Raw genomic sequence first — 18,946 nt, forward strand, 5'->3', positions numbered from 1 at the left:
CTTCTCGTGACGGTCAACGGCTTTCGTCCCCCACCACAACTCCATGATCGACCCGTCCGTCGGGCGTGGCGTCGGTCAGGGCTTGGGCGGTGAGGGTGTACTGGCGGAGCAGGAGGACCGGAGGGGCGATCAGCAGGGCCGGGATCAGCGTGAAGCCGAGAAGGACGCCCAGTCTCGCCGTGTCGGACTGGGCCGCCGCCGAGCCGGTGTCGGACGACACGTAACCGGAGAGCTGAAGCACCAGCCCGTAGATGCCCGGGCCGAGCGCCAGGCCGAAGGTCTCCCCGGCGGTCCACAGCCCGGTGAAGACGCCCGCCTGCCGTCGACCGGTGCGCGCCGTCTCGTGCGCGATGCAGTCCGGCAACATCGCCAGTGCGAAGACCTGCTGCCCTGCGTACCCCACGCCGAGCAGCGCGACCATCAGATAGACGGCGACCGCCGGCAGCACCGGCGCGGCGACCAGGGCGAACGCACCGACGGCGAGGATCAGCGAGGCGACGACCAGCGCGGTCCGTTTGCCCAGCCGGGCGCCGATCCGGGTCCAGATCGGCATCACCAGCAGCGCCGGCCCGACGAAGCAGACGAAGAGCAGTGTCGGCCCGCTCTCCTCGTCGCGCAGGATCTGCCCCGCGAAGTAGTTGACCCCGGCCAGGATCGTCGCCACCCCGGCGGACTGCACCACGAAGCAGATCAGCAGTGCCCGGAACGGGCGGTTGGCGCCGGCCACGGCGAGTTGGGCGCGCAGGGTCGGCTCGCTCTCGCCCACAGTGCCGGTCGGCGCCGACCGGGTGCCCAGGAACGCGCCGAGGGCGCCGAGCGCGATCAGCGCCGCCACGAACAGGCCCATCCAGCGGTGCCCGGTCACGCCGTCACCACCGGCGCTCACCACCAGCGGCGCGACCGCGCCGGAGACCAGGATGGCCAGCGCCAGCACCGCGATCCGCCAGGTCATCAACCGGGTTCGCTCGGCGTAGTCGCCGGTCAGCTCCGCCGGCATCGCCACGTACGGCACCTGGAAGAAGGCGAACGCGGTGGCGGTGGCGAGGAAGGCGAACGCCACGTACGCCACGGCGGCCGGGCCGCTACCGAACGGCGCGGCGAAGATCGACGCGAACAGGACGGCGAGCGCGAGGCCGGCGACGAGCAGGTACGGCCGGCGGGCGCCCCACCGTGACCGGGTGCGGTCGGAGATCCGCCCGGCGACCGGGTTGACCAGCACGTCCCATGCCTTGGGCAGCAACACCAGCAGGGCGGCCAGCCCTGCGGCCACGCCCAGGGTGTCGGTCAGGTACGGCAGCAGCAGCAGGCCGGGCACTGTGCCGAACGCTCCGGTCGCCAGTGAACCGAGCGCGTATCCGGCGTGCACCGAGCGGGGCAGCGAGCCGGTGGCTGACGAGCCGGCGCCCGGCGGCGTTTTCATGGGGCCGAATGTTACTCACGTTAGGACGGAGGTCACATCCCCTCATCAGGCGACCAACCCGCCGCCGCGATGTCCACACCCTCGCCGCGCAGTGGCACCCCCTCGGCCCGCAGTCGGGCCCGCGCCTCCCGCTCGTGCCCCGGTGGCAGCCGACCACTCGCCGTCACCACCCGATGCCAGGGCACCGAGCCGCCGTGCCGGGCCATGATGTTGCCGACCAACCGGGCCGAGGCGCGTCCCGAACGCTCGGACAACGCGTCGGCCACCCCGCCGTACGACATGACCCGACCCTCCGGGATCCGCTCCACCAGGTCGAGCACCGCCTCGACGTACTCGTCAGGAGTCACAATCCGCCACCATATGGGAACGCCGCCGGGCGGTGCGGCCGTGACCACGCAGAATGGTCGGGTGCGCGACGCAGTCACGACGGCCCGGCGGGTCGTCGTCAAGATCGGATCCTCCTCGTTGACCACCGCCACCGGCGGGTTGGCCGACGAGCGCGTCGACACGCTCGTCGACACCCTCGGTCGGCTCACCGCCGAAGGACGCGAGGTGGTGCTGGTCTCCTCCGGCGCCATCGCCGCCGGGCTCGCCCCACTCGGGCTGTCCCGACGCCCGCGCGACCTGGCCACCCAGCAGGCCGCCGCCAGCGTCGGGCAGGGGCTGTTGATCGGCCGGTACGCGGCCAGCTTCGCCCGACACGGCCGCACTGTCGGGCAGGTGCTGCTCACCGTCGACGACGTGACCCGGCGGGCGCACTACCGCAACGCGTACCGGACGCTGCGCAAACTGCTCGACCTGCGGGCCGTGCCGATCGTCAACGAGAACGACACGGTCGCCACCCAGGAGATCCGGTTCGGCGACAACGACCGGCTGGCCGCCCTGGTGGCCGCGCTGGTGCACGCCGACCTGCTGGTGCTCCTCTCCGACGTGGACGCCCTCTGGACCGGCGACCCCACCAAACCCGACTCGACCCGGATCGCCGAGGTGCGCGACGACGCGGACCTCGCCGGCATCACCATCGGCGGGGCCGGCCGGTCCGGCGTCGGCACCGGCGGCATGGTGACCAAGGTCGAAGCCGCCCGGATCGCCACCGGCTTCGGCATCCCGGTGGTACTCACCGCCGCCGACCTGGCCACGCAGGCGCTGGCCGGCGAACCGGTCGGCACGCTCTTCCACCCCCAGCGGCAACGCCCGACGGCCCGGCTGTTCTGGCTGGCCCACGCCACCTCACCCCGGGGGCGACTGCACCTCGACCCGGGCGCGGTCGCCGCCGTCGTCGGACGGCGCAAGTCGCTGCTCCCGGCCGGCATCACCGCAGTGGACGGCACGTTCACGGCCGGCGACCCGGTGGACCTGGTGGACACCGCCGGCGCCTCGGTCGCCCGAGGGCTGGTCAACTACGACGCGGTGGAGTTGCCCGGGCTGCTCGGCCGCTCCACGTCCGAACTCGCCGCGGCGCTCGGCCCGGCGTACGAACGAGAGGTCGTCCACCGCGACGACCTGGTGCTGCTCTAAGGAGTCGATGATGAGCGTGACCGAGCAGGCGCGACGGGCACGGGACGCCGCCGCCGAGTTGGCCGTGGCCACGCGTACGGTCAAGGACGCCGCGCTGGTGGCGATGGCCGAGGCGCTGGTGGCGCGTACCCCGGAGATCCTGACCGCGAACGAGGCGGACCTGGCGGCCGGCCGCGAGGCCGGGCTGAGCGCGGCCGTGCTGGACCGGCTCGCGCTCGACGCGGGCCGGGTGGCCGGCATCGCCGACGCGCTGCGCGAGATGGCCGCGTTGCCCGACCCGGTCGGCGAGGTGGTCCGCGGGTCCACCCTGCCCAACGGCCTGGAGCTGCGTCAGATCCGGGTGCCGTTCGGGGTGGTCGGCATCATCTACGAGGCGCGGCCCAACGTGACAGTGGACGCCGCCGGGATCTGCCTCAAGTCCGGCAACGCGGCGCTGCTGCGCGGGTCGTCGTCGGCCGCGCACTCGAACGCCGCGCTGGTAGCGGTGCTGCGCGACGCGGTCGCCGGGGCCGGTCTGCCCGCCGACGCGGTGCAGTTACTCGACGCCAGCTCCCGTGACTCGGTAAAGGAGCTGATGCGCGCCCGGGGTCTCGTCGACGTGCTCATTCCGCGCGGTGGGGCGTCGCTGATCCGCACCGTGGTCGAGGAGTCGACGGTGCCGGTGATCGAGACCGGGGTGGGCAACTGCCACGTCTACGTCGATGCTGCCGCCGACCTGGCCAAGGCCGTCGCTGTGACCCTGAACGCCAAGACCCAGCGCCTGTCCACCTGCAACACCGCCGAGTCGCTGCTGGTGCACGCGGGCATCGCCGACGCGTTCCTGCCGCCGGTGCTGGCTGCCTTCGCCGAGGCGGGGGTGACGGTGCACGGCTCACCCGAGGTGGCCGCCTACTCCGCCGCCGTTGTCCCTGCAACCGAGGAGGACTACGCCACCGAGTACCTCTCCGCGGACATCTCGGTGGCCGTGGTCGACTCGCTGGACGCGGCTGTCGCGCACATCCGACGCTTCGGCACCGGGCACACCGAGGCGATCCTCACCGACTCGCAGAGCGCTGCCCGCGAGTTCGTGGCGCGGGTGGACGCGGCGGCGGTGATGGTGAACGCCTCGACCCGGTTCACCGACGGCGGCGAGTTCGGCTTCGGCGCGGAGATCGGCATCTCCACCCAGAAGCTGCACGCCCGCGGCCCGATGGGCCTTCCCGAGCTGACCAGCACGAAGTACGTAGTCACCGGAGACGGGCACGTGCGCTAGAGACCGGCCCTACCCCCTCCCGCGATCTTGCACTTACTGCCCCGGCATAAGGGGCATTCGACGTAAACCCGCGACAGAAACTGCAAGATCGCCGCCTGAGGGCGGGGCGCGGGGCTCAGCCCGGTGGGGTGGGGCGGGCCGCCCGGATCGCGGCCAGCGTGGCGTGCACGTCGAACTGGTGGCCGTCGTCGCTCTCCCAGCCGCCGTCGCTGCGCTGGGTCTCGGTCAGCCGGCGCAGCGCCCGCACCATGATCCAGTCCTGTGGGTCGACACCGGCGCGGCGCAGCGTGGCCGCCAGCCACGCCACGTCCCCCGGGGACATCTTCGGCATCCGCTCGGCGAGCACCACCTGGATCCGCGCCGACTCCTGGAACATCTCCTGCCGGTGCAGCACTGCCGCGCTCAACCAGCCCGCGGCGAGGTACGACGGCCAACTGCCGTCCGGGCGCAGCCGCGCGGCGAGCGAGTGGGCCGCCGCCTGCACCACCCCGGCGTACGCCCCACCCACCCGGTGGTCGAGCGGACCCGAGGCCCGCGCGTCCAGGCCGGCGACGGTGAGCCAGAAACCGGCGTTCGCCGACACGAGGAACCCGGCCTCCGGGTCGCCGGGCCGGGCCCACTCGGGCGCCGAGTCGGCCAGCGACGCGTCCTCTTCCCAACCGCCGTCGGCCTGCTGCCGGGACGCCAGCCAGTCCAGGGCACGGCGGGCGGCGGGGCGGCCGAGCGCACCCAGGTCGTCCAGCTCGGCGAGCCGGAAACAGGTGGCGTCGATCGAGGCGATCTCACCGCCCCAGGTGGCCGGCCAACCGCCGTCCGGTGACTGGCCGACCTCGGCCGTCTCGAGCAACTCGGCGGGCACGGGGGTGCCGTTGCGGAGCCAGGAGAGGCGGGCGCGTTCCACCGCATCCCCGTGCGCCACGACGAACCCGATCGCGGCTTCCAAGTCGACCACGGCGGAGACGCTACCTGCGCAGACGCGATGCCGCCTCAGGGAATCGGCCAGCCCGGAATGGCTGCGTCGCTCCCGCCGGACGACCGCTCGGCGTCATCTGCGTCGATTCGCCGGGGCGGCGGCGTGAAGCTTGCCAGTCCGGCCGGGGCGGCCTTGTGGGCCGCCCCGGCTCGATCGTCAGTACGCGGGCAGCGACGGGTCGATCTGCTTGATCCAGGAGAGCACGCCGCCCTGCACGTGCACGGCGTCCTTGAAGCCGGCCGCCTTGAGCGCGGCGAGTGCCTCCGCCGAGCGGACGCCGGACTTGCAGTGCAGCACGATCTGCCGGTCCTGCGGCAGCTTCGCGAGGGCCTCGCCGGAGATGATGTCGCCCTTGGGGATCAGGGTGGCGCCGGGGATCTGGACGATCTCGTACTCGGCCGGCTCGCGCACGTCGACGAGGAAGATGTCCTTGCCGGCGTCCTGCCACTCCTTGAGCTCCAGCGCGGTGATGGTCGAGTCGAGCGTCGCCTCCTGGGCCTCCTCGGAGACCGCGCCGCAGAAGTCCTCGTAGTCTTCCAGCAGGTCGGTGACCGTCGGGTTGTCGCCGCAGAGCGCGCAGTTCGGGTCCTTGCGGACCTTGATCTTGCGGTATTCCATCTCCAGGGCGTCGTAGACCATCAGGCGGCCGACCAGCGGCTCACCGATGCCGGTGAGCAGCTTGATCGCCTCGTTCACCTGGATCGAGCCGATCGACGCGCAGAGCACACCGAGCACGCCACCCTCGGCGCAGGAGGGGACCATGCCGGGCGGCGGCGGCTCCGGGTAGAGGCAGCGGTAGCAGGGGCCGTGCTCGGCCCAGAACACCGACGCCTGGCCGTCGAAGCGGTAGATCGAGCCCCAGACGTACGGCTTACCCAGCAGCACCGCCGCGTCGTTGACCATGTAGCGGGTGGCGAAGTTGTCGGTGCCGTCGACGATCAGGTCGTACTGGGCGAAGATCTCGCGGACGTTCTCCCGGTCCAGAGCGGTGTTGTGGATCTCCACGTTGACCAGGGGGTTGATCTCGCGGATCGACGCGGCGGCGGACTCGGCCTTGGATCGGCCGATGTCGGAGACGCCGTGGATGATCTGGCGCTGGAGGTTGGACTCGTCGACGGTGTCGAAGTCGATGATGCCGAGCGTGCCGACCCCGGCCGCGGCGAGGTACATCAGGGCGGGCGACCCTAGGCCACCGGCGCCGACACAGAGCACCCGGGCGTTCTTCAGCCGCTTCTGGCCGGTCACCCCGACGTCCGGAATGATCAAGTGGCGTGAGTAGCGGCGGATCTCGTCTACGGTCAGCTCGGCGGCGGGCTCGACGAGCGGGGGCAACGACACGGTGGACTCCCCGGGATCGGCGGTGTGAACCGCGCCATTGTTGCTCGCGGGAGCCCCCCTCGGCCATGAGGGACGACACGTGGTCCGGTATGCGGGAGCGGGAATAACCGACGACCCGGCCGATCAGGGGACGATGTCCCCCGCGTAGCGACGGCCGTCGAGGTAGGGCCAGGCGTTGGCGACGCACCCTTGCAGGCCGTACGTCTGCTGCTGCATCACCGGGGCGGGCTCCCCCGGGCCGGGGCACGCCTCGTGGTCCTCGCCGAACTCGTGGCCCACCTCGTGGTTGATGACGTAGGTCCGGTAGGTGTCCAGCGAGGCGCCGTAGTCGGGGACGGCCTCCATCCAGCGGGCCAGGTTGATGATGACCTGACCGGGCAGGCGACAGGAGGTGTAGCGCTCGGTGGTCAGGCCGCCCTCGGCGCACATCTGCTCGGACGTGACCGGGGTGGCCAGGTAGATGGTGAAGTCGGCGGCCCCGGCGTCGGCCACCCGTTGCACCCGCAGCTCGTCGGACGCGATCCAACTGCGCGGGTCGGCCAGCACCTCGTCCACCGTGGCGGCGAACACGTCGGCGTCCTGGCCGGCGCCGCGTTCGACGACGACCCGGTACCGGTGCAGCGGCCCGTCCGTGCCGTGCACGGGAGTCTCGCCGTCGGCGGCGGTGAAGCGTCCCGCGCCGACCGACGGGTAGCCGGTGGGCGCCGGGTGAGCGGCCACGCCACCTCCGTGGCCCATTCCGCCCTGGGTGGTGGCCGGAGGCTCGGCTGACGGCTCGCCGCCCCGGCTCACCGTCACCCCGATGGCGGCGGCAAGGACCAGCAGGCCGAGCAGCATGGTGCGGCGCCGGCGCCGGTGCATCCGGACGAACGCGGGACGCACAGCCCGCAGTACCGACCGGTGGCCGGGCGGCCGGGGCGGGCCGTAAGGGGACGACGGCGTCATGGCATCAAGCCTGCCAGATTATTCGGGCATTTCTCCGTTTTTTCGCTTTTGCTGCAAGACGCCTGATGAGGGCTCAATGGTGGGCGTGTCGGACCGGCCGGCTCACAGGGCGGGGCCGGTGTACCGCCGCCCGTTCAGGTACGGCCACGGATTGACCCGGCACCCACTGAGGAAGAGCGTCTGCTGCATCATCACCGGCGCCGGCCGGCCCGCACCGGGGCAGCGCTCATGCCGATGCCCAAGCTGGTGACCCACCTCGTGGTTGACCACGTACGTCCGGTAGACCGTCAACGGCACACCGGCCGAGACGAAGTGCGGCACCGACAACCGCCACCGATCCAGATTGATGATCACCTGGCCGGGCGCCCGACAGGACGTGTACGGCCGACCGTTGATCCGGATGTCCACCCCGCCCCTGGCACACATCCGACCCGCGGTGCGGGCGGTGGCCAGGTAGACGGTGAAGTCACGAGGCGCGGCCCCCGGCACCTGCTGGAGCCGCAGCCGACCGCTGTCGACCCAACTGCCCGGCCCGGCGAGCGCCGCCTGAACCGCCTCGGCGAACTCGCCGGCATCCTCAGCACTGCCCGACTCCACAGCGACCCGGTAACGCCGCAGCTCACCCGCCCGACCCAGCACCGGGCCGGAGCGGGCGTCGTAACCGAACCCTCCCGTACCGGCGCTCGGAACCGCACCGGGCACCCGCAACACCGGGGGCCGGCTGGACGGAACCGGGTCGGAGGGCGAGGGCTCAGCCGACGGCGGCAGCGGCCCGGCTACCAGCGGCGGCGGGCCGATCTCCTCGGCGGCCAACCGGTCGGCGCCGGGATGCCCACCCGGCCCCTCGGCGATCACGGTCACCGCCGCGCCGACGGCCACCACCACCGCCACCAGTTGGGCGAGCAGCGCGAAACGTCGCCGACGGCGAGCAGGATGGCGGGCTGAGCTGGGCATCCACGTCAGCCTGCCAGATCAGACCGCCCCGCGGCGTCCTCCGTTTCGGCGAGCAGGCCGACCACCGCGCGGGCAACCAGCCGGGGAACCTCCAACTGCGCCACGTGGCCGACGCCCTTGAGCATCATCAATCGGCTGTCCGGAATGACCCGGGCGGTCTGCGGCGCGACCCGCACGTCGACCAGACGGTCCTGCAGACCGCCCACCACCAGGGTCGGTGCGCGTACCGCCTCGGCGAGGCGCCACAGCGACCCCGGCCCGGGCAGGTACGAACGCAGGAAGCTGGAGACCAGCCCACGGAACGTCCGGACGTACGCGGCGGCGTAGTGCTCGGCCTCGTACCGCACCCGGATCTCCTCCAGCGCCTCGGCCCGGCGCTGATCGCAGATCCGGCTGAGGTCGGCGACGCACGCCTCCAGCACCTGCTGGGCCATCACCTCGGGCGCGAGCTGGGTGAGGTGCCGGGCGACCAGCCGCTCACCTCGGGGAATGGCGAGCACCGGCAGCATCCGCCCCTGCAACGAGCGCCGGAAATCCAGGAACGGCAGCGCCGGGGAGATCAGGGTGAGGGTGCGGACCAGATCCGGCCGGAGCCCGGCGACCTGGACCGCGACCGACCCGCCCAGCGAGTTGCCGAACAGGTGCACCGGGCCTCGACCGGAATGCTCGATCCAGCGGACGACAAGATCCGCGAAGGCCGGAATCGTGTAGCGCGGGCCGGGCTCGCTCCGGCCGAAGCCGGGCAGGTCGATGGCCTGACCGTCCAGCCGGTCGGCGAGCAGCCCGGCCAGGTCGGTCCAGTTCTGCGACGACCCGCCCAACCCGTGCACGTACAGCGCCGGCTCCGCGCCAGCGGCGGTGGCCGGGGTGTCCCGGACGTACGTGACCCGGCCGTCGAGGCGGACCTCCCGGCCCGGCCACGGCGGCGGAACGCGGTCGTCGGGGAGCAGGTGGTCCGGCCAGAGAGTGGCGCGTCTCATCGCTCCAGTCTGCCTCGAACCACTCAGGACAGCAGCGCCTCCAGCCGACGGTTGACCGCCGCCAGCGTCGCCCGGACCACCGCCTGACGCGGATCACCCGCGACCAGGGCCGACCCGGCGAGCTGCTCGACCCAACCCTCACAGACCAGCAGCGCCACCACGGTGGCCACCTCGCAATTGCCGAACGGCACCACGGCCGCGTGTTCGACGAAGCAGCGCCCCCGCTCGGCGTTCTCGGCGCCGCGCAGCAACTCGTCCACCGCTGCCGCCGCCGCCACCGCGCAGAGCCGCAGCACGTAGCCGTCCACCGCCGGCCCGGTGGCGTACCCGGAGGCGCTGTCGCCCCCGGCCAGCAGCCGGACCTCCACGTTCGCGTCCAGGCCGAAGGTGCTGACCTGCACGTGGTCGATCACCACCCGAGGCCCCGGCGTGCCGCCGGTCTCCAGCGGCCGGGACGGCGCCGACTCCGTCGTGGTCACCTGACCACCGGAGTACGACGTGCCGAGCGTCGCCGGGCTACCGGTCGCGGCGCCGGCCGGCGCGGACGAGACCGATCCGGGTTCCTCCACCGTGGCGCGACCCCGGTGCGGAGCGTTCGTGCGCCGGCGGCGCGTCGGGTCCGGGCCGGTCCGCTGCTCCGGGCCGGCCTGCGGGGCCTCGACCCGGCCGCCGGGCGGGCGGACGACAGTCGGCGGTTCGGCCGCCCGAACCTCGCCGGGCTCGCGCGAAGCCGCGTTCCGAGTTTCCGGGGTACGCCGCTCGGCGGGACGGTCGGCTGCGCGACGGCGAACCGGCGGAGGTGGCGTGGTGGGCAGGCCGGGCACGTTCTGCGGGGCCGCGGCCAACCCCATCCGCTCCTGGAGGAGCCGGGCGACCTGCCGGCTCACCTCGGCCGGGTCGGCGCCGTCGGCCAGGTCCAGTCGCAGGCTGTGCGCCCCGGCCGGTGTACGGCGCAGGGCCGCGTCGCGGACACCGGCCACCTCCCGGACGGCGTCCAGGATGGCGTTGACATCGAACCCCTCGGGGCGCTCGCGCAGCGGGGCTGGCTCGTCGTCCCGACGCAGGTGGGTGGCGATGCGGGCGAGTTCCGGGGTTTCGGCGGGCGGCTCCACGGCTGGCGGCTCCGGCACGACGGGCACGTCCGGTTCCGCGGGGACGCGCTGCGGCAACACCACGGCGCTCGGGGCCGACTGCCGGCCATCCTCGACCGGCGACGTCGGGTCGGGGGCGGATCGGCGCGCCGCGTAGGACGAGGCGGACGTCGGTGCGGGTTGATCGCGGCGGCCGGGACCGTTCATGGCGGCGGGCGGGACCGCCGCGGTGGATGACGGGGTGACGTCATTCGATGGTGACTCGTTGGCCGGCGCGGCCGGCTGGGATGACTCGACGGGTGACGGACCCGGCTCGGGTGTCGCCGGCCGGAGCCGGAACGGTGCGATCGGCCGGCTCTCGGGCCGGGACCGGCCGGGCGTCTCGCCGCCGTCACCCCCACCGGCGCTGGCCGACCGGCTGGCCGGCCAGGACGGGCGCTCGACCGGGGTGGCGGGGAGCCGGCCCTCGGACCAGTCCGGCCGCTCGGCCCGGGAACTGCTGCTCGCCGTGGGCGAAGCACTGGTCCAGGACGGTCGCTCCGTCACCAGCGACGGGCCTGCCGGAGCCGGTGGCGCGTCGGTCAGCGTGGGAGGTGGCCCGGCCGGTGCCGGGGGCGGCCCTGCGGGTGCCAGGGGTGTCGCCTCGGCCGATGCCGGCGGGTCAGCCGGTGCCGGGCTGGCGGCCCAGGAGGGTCGCATCGGCGGGGAGCTGGGCGGCGCCGGACTGATCGGCGCCGGATCGGAACCGCCGGCCCAGGACGGCCGCGTCGGCGCCGCGCTGGTCGCGGGCGGTTCGGACCCGCCAGCCCAGGACGGTCGTACCGGCGGCACGCTTGTCGCCGCCTCGGACCCGCCAGCCCAGGACGGCCGCGCCGGCGGCACGCTGGGCGGCGTCGGATCGGATCCCCCGGCCCAGGACGGCCGCGCGGGCGACGGGCTGGCGGGGTCGGGGTCGCCCCCGCCAACCCAGGACGGACGGTCGGCTGGTGCGCCGGTCGCCCCAGACCCCGCCCAGGACGGCCGGCCGCTGGGCGGGCCACTGGTCGGCGTCGCACCACCGGCCCAGGACGGCCGGTCGGCGGGCGGTGCGCTGGTCGGTTCGGCGTTGCGCTCCGGCGCGGGCTCGGACTCGCCCCGGCCGGGTTCGTACGCCCGGGGCGGATCGGCGCGCACCGGCTCGTACGGGCGGGGCACCTCGGCGCGCACCGGCTCGTACGGCTGGTTGGGCTCGGCGACCCAGCCCGGTGCCGACTCGTCCCGTGCTGCCGGCCCAGCCGGCTCATCGTCCTGACGGGACCAGGGCGGGGCCCACCCGCCTCCCCAACTGGGACGGTTCCAGCTCGGCCCCGACCAGTCGGGCTCGATGGCCGGCGACTCCCCGGCACGGTGCGTGTCACCGGCCCGGTGCGCGTCCCCGGTGCGGTGTGTCTCTGCCGGGCGCGAACCCTCGGCAGCGCGACCGGGCTCACCGTCGTCGGCGGGCCCGGCCGGGCCCGGGGTGCGCCCCGAGGTCGCCGCGTGCTCGGGTGCGAGCGGGTCGCGCCAGTCGCGCGGTGCGGTCGGGTTCTCGTCGGCGGCCAACCGCTCGCCGGTCGGCGCGTGGAAGCCGGGCGGCACCTCGAAGCCCGACGCCGCGGTGCCGACCGGCGGCACCTGGACGGCCGGTGGGGCCGAGGTGGGCAACCCGGGCTCGGCCCAGCGGGCACGGTGCGCGGCGGCCGGATCGACGGTGGACTGTGGGGCGGGGCCCGGGTCGGGCTCGGCGGCACCCTGCTCCGCTGGCGGGGCGGGACGTTGGGCGGGCACCACGAGCCGGTCGCTGGCCGCCCCGGGGCGACCCTCGGCGGGTAGCCCCGGCGGTGCGCTCACCGGGGTGGTGCGTCCCACGGGCGGTTCGAGACCGGGGTGCGGGACGCCGTTGACGTCATCCGGGTGGTGCGTGCCGTTGACGTGGTGGCCGTTGGTGCGGGCCGGCGACTCCGGGTCGCCCGACCGCCCGACCAGCGGCGATGGCAGGTCGCCGTGCCGTGTCGAGGAGGTCCGCCAGCCCGACGCGGGGTCGGGCTGCCAGCGCGGCGCCTCGTCCCGGGCGTCCTCACGGTCGGCGGCTCGGGGCCACCCACCCGCCGGAGGTGCCCACCCGCTGACGGAACGGCTCGGGTCGTCGTGCTGACCCGTTCCGTCACCGTGCTCTCCCGGGGTGGCGGCTCCGGGTTGCCCTGTTTCACTCACCGCGCGCTCCTTGGTCGCCCCCGCTGAGGCTACCGTGTGCCGAGAGTGGCGATAAGTTACAGCGGCGGGCCATTTCCACGACCGAGGTCACGGGCCTCGCCCGGTCTGGGGGGAAAATGCCGGCTCGTACGGAGAACTCGGAGGATCCCATGACCGCTGCGGGGAACGGTGCACAGACCGCCGGCCGGCCCACCCGCCTGCCCCGCTCCGCGCGTCGTAAGCAGCTTCTCGCTGCGGCGCAGGAGGTGTTCGTCGCGCAGGGCTACCACGCCGCCGCGATGGACGACATCGCCGAGCGGGCCGGGGTCTCGAAGCCGGTGCTCTACCAACACTTTCCCGGAAAGATGGATCTCTACCTGGCGCTGCTCGACACGCACTGTGACGCCATCGTCGCTCAGGTGCAGGACGCGATGCGCGGCACCAGCGACAACAAGGAGCGGGTCAGCGCGTCGGTGCGGGCGTACTTCGACTTCGTCGACCACGAGAGCGAGGCGTTCCGGCTCGTCTTCGAGTCGGATCTGCGCAACGACCCGGCGGTGCGGCAGCGGGTGGAGCGGGTCGAGCAGGGCTGCATCGCGGCGATCACCGACACCATCATCTCCGACACCGGGGTGAGCCGGGCGCACGCCGAGTTGCTGGCCTCCGGGCTGGTCGGCGCGGCGGAGACGGCAGCGCAGTTCTGGCTGGCCGGCGGCCGGCAGGTGCCGAAGGCCGAGGCCGAGGCGTTGGTGGCCGCGCTGTCGTGGCGGGGCATCGCGAGCTTCCCGCTGCAAGGTGAGTCAGCCTGACCGCCGACCCCGTGATCGGATAGCCTTCGCAGGGCGGTTCTTTCGCCCCAGTTGAGGAGGCACAGTGGAGGTCAAGATCGGCGTGCAGTACGCGCCGCGCGAGCTGGTACTGGACAGCGCGCAGTCGCCGGCCGAGATCGAGCAGATCGTGACCGACGCCTTCGCCGGCAACGGCGGCACGCTGTCCCTGACCGACGAGAAGGGCCGGCGGGTCATCGTTCCGATCGAGAAGGTCGCCTACGTCGAGATCGCCGAGGCGTCGTCCCGGGCGGTCGGGTTCACCGTCCGCTGACCGGTCCGGCCATCGCGGCAGGTCGGCACTCGGCCCACCTGCCGCAGGCCGGCACCGGCCCGACCAGCCGGGCGGTCAGTTGTTCAGCCCGGCGGCGGCCATCCGCGCGGTGTGCGCGGTGGTGAGCCGGCCGAACAGCCCAGGCACGTCGACCCGGCCGTCCCGCGCGATCAGCGCGGTGAGGGTGGCCCGCTCGGCGGCGACGCGGCCGGCCTGGGACAACGCCTCTCCGACCAGCCTCCGGGCCCACATCGAGAGCCGACCAGCCACCCGGGGGTCGTCAGCGACGGCCACCCGGATCTCCGCCGCGGCGAAGTCCGCGTACCGGGAGTCGTGCAGGACGTCCAGCACCAACGCCCGGTCCGGTTCCTCCAGCGCATCGGCGATCTCGCGAACGAAGTCGTCGGTGATCGCGTCGCCGACGTACGCCTTGGTGACCACTTCCGCCCAGTCCCGTGGCTCGGTCGAGTCGTGGTACGCCTGCACCGGCTCGACATAGGGCGCCATCGCATCCTCCGGCGGTACGCCCAGCACGGTGAGCCGGTCGGCGAGGCGCCGGTAGTTGGCGATCTCGGCCGCGGCCATCTCGTTCAGCGCGGCCCGGCGGCGCAGGTCGGGAGCGAGCCGGGCGTCCCCGGCCATCCGCTCGAAGGCGAGCAGCTCGCCGAAGGCGACGAGACCCAACAGGTCAGCGACGGCGAAATCAGACACGAGCGGCAGGTTACCGCGCGCCGACCCTCGGGCGCGTCCCGCGCACGTCGCACCCCAGCCCCACTCGACGGACATGCAATAAGTGGCGTGGGTCACATTTACTTGCCCCGCGTGGCGGGTGGCCGACCGGGAATCGGGACGGGGGCATGCCTGTTCAGGTAACATGGAGCAGTTGCCGTGGGCGCCGATCTGATCGAAGCTCAGCCCGCGGCGCGCGTGCGGCCCGGTCCGGCTCGGCAATCTGCCGCCGACCGTGTGGCCCGCGTCATACCGAACGCGCCCTGAGGACATGACGGGCGCACCCACGAGAGGGCACCCCCACATCCACATGAGCGACCTGACTCAAGATTTGTTGGACGGCCAGGAACTGGCCCCCATCGCCCCGGTTCGACCGGAGGCCCCCACGTTCGCCGCACTCGGCGCCCGCGCCGAGACCGTCGAGGCCCTGGCCTCGGCCGGCATCACCCGCGCCTTCGCCATCCAGGAGTACGCGATCCCGATCGCGCTGCGCGGCGTCGACCTGATCGGTCAGGCGCCCACCGGCACCGGCAAGACCCTCGGCTTCGGCGTACCGCTGCTCGACCGCGTCTTCGCCCCGGGCGAGGGCAGCGACGGTGTCCCTCAGGCGCTGGTCGTCGTCCCCACCCGTGAGCTGGGCATCCAGGTCGCCAAGGATCTGGCCGCCGCCGGCCGGACGCGTGGCGTCCGGGTGCTGCCGATCTACGGCGGCGTGGCGTACGAGCCGCAGATCGACGCGCTGCGCAAGGGCGTCGAGATCCTGGTCGGCACTCCCGGCCGCCTGATGGACCTGCAGAAGCAGAAGCACCTCCGTCTGGACCGGGTGCACGCACTCGTCCTCGACGAGGCCGACCGGATGCTCGACCTGGGCTTCCTCGACGACGTCGAGAAGATCCTGGCGATGCTGCCGGAAGACCGGCAGACGATGCTCTTCTCGGCCACCATGCCGGATCCGATCGTCACCCTGTCGCGGCGCTTCCTGCGCCAGCCGATGACGATCCACGCCGGGCACACCGCCGAGACCGGCCCGTCCCCGCAGACCCAGCAGCTGGTCTACCGCACCCACTCGATGAACAAGGTCGAGGTGGTGGCGCGCATCCTCCAGGCGGAGGGGCGTGGCCTGACCATGATCTTCACGCGGACCAAGCGGGCCGCCGACCGGGTCGCCGAGGACCTCGACTTCCGCGGGTTCGCGGTCGCCGCGGTGCACGGTGACCTCGGCCAGGGCGCCCGTGAGCGGGCTCTGCGGGCCTTCCGGGCCGGCAAGATCGACATTCTGGTCGCCACCGACGTGGCGGCTCGCGGGCTGGACGTCACCGGCGTCACCCACGTCATCAACTACGACTGCCCGGAAGACCAGGACACCTACACCCACCGGATCGGTCGTACCGGCCGGGCCGGCGCGACGGGTGTCGCGGTGACCTTCGTCGACTGGGACGACATGCCGCGCTGGCGGATCATCGACAAGACCCTCGGTCTGGAGATGCCGGAGCCGCCGGAGACGTACCACACGTCGCCGCACCTCTACACCGACCTGCACATCTCCACCGACGTCAGCGGCACGCTGCCCACGGCCGAGCGCACCCGGGCCGGGCTGTCCGCCGAGATCGAAGAGGATCTGGGTGGAACGACCCGCTCCCGTCGGGGCGACAGCGGTGGTCGGGGCCCCCGACGCGGTGAGAGCCGTGGCGAGGGCCGCGGCGAGCGCCGTGGTCGAAGCGATGGCCGCCGCGACCGCTCCGACGCCGGCACGCCGGCCGTCGCCGAGGCACCTGCGGGCGACGCCGCCGACGAAGGCAGCCGTACCCCGCGCCGCCGGCGTCGCCGCCGGGCCGGCGAGGTGGTCCCGGGCGAGGCGACAGCGGTGATCTCCGCCGACGCCCCCGCCGAGCCGGCCGCCGCGTCCGACGGCGAGGCGTCCAAGCCGCGCCGCCGCCGACGCCGCCGTGGTGGCGGTTCCGGTGCGGGTACGCCGGCCGAGGCGACAGCCGACTGACCACCAGCCACACCTGACATCCCCCGCACCGCCTCGCGCGGTGCGGGGGATGTTTCCCTTCTCCCACCCCACCTGCCGAAGATGGAACGATGCCGCAACCACTGGACGCCGCCCTGACCGAGGTTCGGGCGCTGCTGCTCGACCCCGCGCTGACCCGGGCGGTCGCCGCCGGACGTCGACGCGGCCGCCGCCCCACCGTTGAGCGGGCCGAACTGCGGCCGGTGACGCTCAAGGCCGGGCCTCGGATGCAGATCACCACGTCCGACGGCGCTCGCCCGTACACCCGCAACGTCGCCTCCGGTCCCGAGGCCACAGCGGCGATCGACGAACTGCTCGCCGAGCCGTTCGGCAACTGGCACGTCGAGACGGCCGACGCGACGCTCCAGCTGCGGGTGACCAAGTCGGGCGAAGCGCAGGTGCACCGGGCCGCGACGTCCCGACCGGCGGCGACGCCCAGCGGAAACGACCGGGCCAAGGAATACCTGCTCGACCCCGGTGACCCGATCTTCGCCGAGATTGGCGGCTCGGCGGCCAAGCGCCGCCAGGTGGACGCGTTCCTGCGGGCCCTGGCCGCGACCCTGCCCGACGACCTGACCGGTCCGCTACGGGTGGTCGACCTGGGCTGCGGCAACGCGTACCTGACGTTCGCCGCGTACCGCTACCTGACGGGTCGGGGGCTCGACGTCCAGCTGATCGGCGTGGACGTCCGAGAGGACCAGCGGCGGCGCAACACCGAGCTGGCGCAGCGGCTGGGCTGGGCCGACCAGGTCAGCTTCGTGGCCGGGACGATCGCCGACGCCGTCGTCGACCCCGCCCCCGACCTGGTGCTGGCACTGCACGCCTGCGACACCGCCACCGACGAGGCGCTGGCCCGCGCGGTGCGTTGGGAGGCCCGCTGGGTGCTGGCCGCGCCGTGCTGCCACCACGATCTGGCGAAGCAGCTCCGCGCCCACCCCGCCCCGGGCCCGTACGAGCTGCTGACCCGGCAGGGCATCCTGCGCGAGCGCTTCGCCGACGTACTCACCGACGCCCTGCGCGCCGGGCTGCTGCGGGTGCACGGCTACCGGGCCGAGGTGGTGGAGTTCGTGGACTCGCAGCACACACCGCGCAACCTGCTGATCCGCGCACGTCGTACCGGCGCCGAGGCGACCGGACCGCAGCGCGCGGAGTACCGCGAGTTGGTGGACCAGTGGCAGGTCACCCCCCGGCTGGAGGCCCTGCTGGCCGCCGGAGAGACGCCCGCCTCCTAGCTGGCTAGCGTCGGCGGTCCCGGCCACCGTTGCGCTCGCTGACACCGCGGTCGAGGACCGACACCCGCTCGGCACCGGGCCGCTGGGCGTCGCCCGGGACGGTCGGGAATGGTACGACCTTGCCCCCGGTCTCGGCGTTCCCGGCGGCCGCGAAGGCGTTCCAGGAGATGTCCACAAGCAGCTTCTTCACCTCGGCGTGCCGGATGGCGGCGTTGTGTTGCAACGCCATCCGGGCACCGAGCAGGACCGCGACCAGGGTGGTGGTGATGGTGCCAGTGGCGGCCAGCACCTGGAGGCCGGTCGCGGAGTCGGCGCGCAGCACCAGGACCAGCAACCAGATCCAGAACGCGGCCGCGAAGACGCCGGCCTTGGCGACGAAGAAGAGGCTCACCGCACCGGGCTGGTACGGCTGGGGGCGGCTCGAATCGGCCATGGTGCTCCTCGGCGGTGGTCCGGTCGGACGCGGCAGGCGACAGACCCCAGGTCGGGACGGGCACCGAGCTTATAGAAGAACGATGATGATCGCTCGATGCAATTTTCGTTCTGCACAAACGCTTCCAGAGAAAAGTCTCACCCACGGGACAGTTTGTGCGGTCAGTCAATTGTTTCCGGCCCTGGGCGTACTACCCTCGGAAGGCGCATCGTCCCGGTGCTCCGGCGGGAGGGGAAGACACACAGGGATGGGATCCGCCGACGTATCACCGCAGATGGCCTTCGCCCGCTTCGTCCGGCGCGCCATCGATGACGCTCGTGACGAACGTGGCTGGACCGTGACTGATCTTGCCTCGCACACGGGCGTGGGTCGCTCCACCGTGTTCCGCTGGCTGGCCGGCGATTGGCACGACTACCCCGAGTTGGCCAAGGTGCGCGGCTTCTGCGCCGCACTGGATCTGCCGGTCGCCGCCGCGTTCCGCGCGCTCGGGCTACCCGACGCCGGTCCCACGCCCCGCCGACGCCACGACGACGGCCCGGTCGAGGCCGACGTCCGGGCCATCCTGGACCGGCTGGCCGACCCGACGGTCCCCGCCGAGGAGAAACACCACATCCGCGACCTGCTCCGCTACCTGGCCCGCCGCCCCATCCGCCGAGCCGGCTAACCCCGTCCCGCTCCCGCTCCCACTCCCGCTCAAGCGCCGTTGATCATGAAGTTATTGCCCCGACACGCTGCGGCGGGTGGCAATAACTTCA

Annotated in this window: 17 protein-coding genes; 7 read left to right on the plus strand and 10 right to left on the minus strand. The window is 73.2% G+C overall.

Annotated features, from left to right (window positions below; all coding sequences use genetic code 11):
- Positions 1-13 precede the first annotated feature (13 nt).
- Together IW249_RS06070 and IW249_RS06075 are read right to left on the minus strand one after the other, a co-directional pair.
- Entirely contained in the window at positions 14-1,420 is a 1,407-nt protein-coding gene (locus IW249_RS06070; protein WP_196919862.1) for an MFS transporter, read from the minus strand.
- A 32-nt stretch (positions 1,421-1,452) separates the two neighbouring features.
- A complete protein-coding gene (locus tag IW249_RS06075; protein ID WP_196919863.1) occupies positions 1,453-1,767 on the minus strand; it encodes an MGMT family protein in 315 nt (104 codons plus the stop codon).
- A gap of 13 nt (positions 1,768-1,780) precedes the next feature.
- Here IW249_RS06075 and proB point away from each other — a divergent pair, with 13 nt between their 5' ends.
- Positions 1,781-2,938 carry a glutamate 5-kinase gene (gene proB / locus IW249_RS06080; RefSeq protein ID WP_196919864.1) on the plus strand — a complete coding sequence of 386 codons (1,158 nt, stop codon included), beginning with the start codon at positions 1,781-1,783 and terminating at the stop codon, positions 2,936-2,938.
- A gap of 10 nt (positions 2,939-2,948) precedes the next feature.
- On the plus strand, positions 2,949-4,190 hold the full coding sequence (locus IW249_RS06085; RefSeq protein ID WP_196919865.1) for a glutamate-5-semialdehyde dehydrogenase: 1,242 nt from the start codon (positions 2,949-2,951) through the stop codon (positions 4,188-4,190).
- 115 nt (positions 4,191-4,305) lie between these two features.
- Here IW249_RS06085 and IW249_RS06090 read toward each other — a convergent pair whose 3' ends face one another.
- The 6 genes from IW249_RS06090 to IW249_RS34940 all read right to left on the minus strand — a co-directional run bounded on the left by IW249_RS06090 (position 4,306) and on the right by IW249_RS34940 (position 11,644).
- Positions 4,306-5,193: a prenyltransferase/squalene oxidase repeat-containing protein gene (locus IW249_RS06090; protein ID WP_196924648.1), complete on the minus strand. Its 888-nt coding sequence runs from the start codon at positions 5,191-5,193 to the stop codon at positions 4,306-4,308.
- Between the two features lie 126 nt (positions 5,194-5,319).
- A complete protein-coding gene (gene moeZ, locus IW249_RS06095) occupies positions 5,320-6,501 on the minus strand; it encodes an adenylyltransferase/sulfurtransferase MoeZ (protein WP_196919866.1) in 1,182 nt (393 codons plus the stop codon).
- Positions 6,502-6,624: 123 nt separating this feature from the next.
- Entirely contained in the window at positions 6,625-7,383 is a 759-nt protein-coding gene (locus IW249_RS06100; RefSeq protein ID WP_307788531.1) for a DUF3152 domain-containing protein, read from the minus strand.
- A 165-nt stretch (positions 7,384-7,548) separates the two neighbouring features.
- On the minus strand, positions 7,549-8,400 hold the full coding sequence (locus tag IW249_RS06105) for a DUF3152 domain-containing protein (RefSeq protein ID WP_196919868.1): 852 nt from the start codon (positions 8,398-8,400) through the stop codon (positions 7,549-7,551).
- A gap of 5 nt (positions 8,401-8,405) precedes the next feature.
- Positions 8,406-9,380, minus strand: coding sequence for an alpha/beta fold hydrolase (locus IW249_RS06110; protein WP_196919869.1), 975 nt, complete (start codon positions 9,378-9,380; stop codon positions 8,406-8,408).
- 23 nt (positions 9,381-9,403) lie between these two features.
- Positions 9,404-11,644 (minus strand): hypothetical protein, encoded by a 2,241-nt coding sequence (locus IW249_RS34940; RefSeq protein ID WP_372433027.1) that lies wholly within the window; start codon positions 11,642-11,644, stop codon positions 9,404-9,406.
- 1,208 nt (positions 11,645-12,852) lie between these two features.
- On the opposite strand from IW249_RS34940, the gene IW249_RS06120 reads away from it, so the two are divergent.
- Both IW249_RS06120 and IW249_RS06125 read left to right on the plus strand, forming a co-directional pair.
- Positions 12,853-13,491: a TetR/AcrR family transcriptional regulator gene (locus tag IW249_RS06120; RefSeq protein ID WP_030489514.1), complete on the plus strand. Its 639-nt coding sequence runs from the start codon at positions 12,853-12,855 to the stop codon at positions 13,489-13,491.
- A gap of 64 nt (positions 13,492-13,555) precedes the next feature.
- Positions 13,556-13,783 carry a DUF3107 domain-containing protein gene (locus IW249_RS06125; RefSeq protein WP_196919870.1) on the plus strand — a complete coding sequence of 76 codons (228 nt, stop codon included), beginning with the start codon at positions 13,556-13,558 and terminating at the stop codon, positions 13,781-13,783.
- A gap of 75 nt (positions 13,784-13,858) precedes the next feature.
- Here the strand turns inward: IW249_RS06125 and IW249_RS06130 are convergent, their stop codons facing one another.
- Positions 13,859-14,494 (minus strand): ferritin-like fold-containing protein, encoded by a 636-nt coding sequence (locus tag IW249_RS06130; protein ID WP_307788532.1) that lies wholly within the window; start codon positions 14,492-14,494, stop codon positions 13,859-13,861.
- 328 nt (positions 14,495-14,822) lie between these two features.
- Here IW249_RS06130 and IW249_RS06135 point away from each other — a divergent pair, with 328 nt between their 5' ends.
- Entirely contained in the window at positions 14,823-16,508 is a 1,686-nt protein-coding gene (locus IW249_RS06135) for a DEAD/DEAH box helicase (RefSeq protein WP_196919871.1), read from the plus strand.
- An 89-nt stretch (positions 16,509-16,597) separates the two neighbouring features.
- Positions 16,598-17,758, plus strand: coding sequence for a class I SAM-dependent methyltransferase (locus IW249_RS06140; protein ID WP_196919872.1), 1,161 nt, complete (start codon positions 16,598-16,600; stop codon positions 17,756-17,758).
- 4 nt (positions 17,759-17,762) lie between these two features.
- Here IW249_RS06140 and IW249_RS06145 read toward each other — a convergent pair whose 3' ends face one another.
- A complete protein-coding gene (locus tag IW249_RS06145) occupies positions 17,763-18,191 on the minus strand; it encodes a hypothetical protein (protein WP_196919873.1) in 429 nt (142 codons plus the stop codon).
- Between the two features lie 247 nt (positions 18,192-18,438).
- On the opposite strand from IW249_RS06145, the gene IW249_RS06150 reads away from it, so the two are divergent.
- A complete protein-coding gene (locus IW249_RS06150; protein WP_196919874.1) occupies positions 18,439-18,855 on the plus strand; it encodes a helix-turn-helix domain-containing protein in 417 nt (138 codons plus the stop codon).
- Positions 18,856-18,946 lie beyond the last annotated feature (91 nt).

It is taken from the genome of Micromonospora vinacea, assembly GCF_015751785.1.
Lineage (GTDB): Bacteria > Actinomycetota > Actinomycetes > Mycobacteriales > Micromonosporaceae > Micromonospora > Micromonospora vinacea.

Bases quoted from the DNA above. Each gene is read 5' to 3' on its own strand.
- IW249_RS06070 (WP_196919862.1), bottom strand. From the start codon at position 1,420: ATGAAAACGCCGCCGGGCGCCGGCTCGTCAGCCACCGGCTCGCTGCCC.
- proB (WP_196919864.1), top strand. From the start codon at position 1,781: ATGGGAACGCCGCCGGGCGGTGCGGCCGTGACCACGCAGAATGGTCGG.
- IW249_RS06085 (WP_196919865.1), top strand. From the start codon at position 2,949: ATGAGCGTGACCGAGCAGGCGCGACGGGCACGGGACGCCGCCGCCGAG.
- IW249_RS06105 (WP_196919868.1), bottom strand. From the start codon at position 8,400: ATGCCCAGCTCAGCCCGCCATCCTGCTCGCCGTCGGCGACGTTTCGCG.
- IW249_RS06110 (WP_196919869.1), bottom strand. From the start codon at position 9,380: ATGAGACGCGCCACTCTCTGGCCGGACCACCTGCTCCCCGACGACCGC.
- IW249_RS06120 (WP_030489514.1), top strand. From the start codon at position 12,853: ATGACCGCTGCGGGGAACGGTGCACAGACCGCCGGCCGGCCCACCCGC.
- IW249_RS06135 (WP_196919871.1), top strand. From the start codon at position 14,823: ATGAGCGACCTGACTCAAGATTTGTTGGACGGCCAGGAACTGGCCCCC.
- IW249_RS06140 (WP_196919872.1), top strand. From the start codon at position 16,598: ATGCCGCAACCACTGGACGCCGCCCTGACCGAGGTTCGGGCGCTGCTG.
- IW249_RS06145 (WP_196919873.1), bottom strand. From the start codon at position 18,191: ATGGCCGATTCGAGCCGCCCCCAGCCGTACCAGCCCGGTGCGGTGAGC.
- IW249_RS06150 (WP_196919874.1), top strand. From the start codon at position 18,439: ATGGGATCCGCCGACGTATCACCGCAGATGGCCTTCGCCCGCTTCGTC.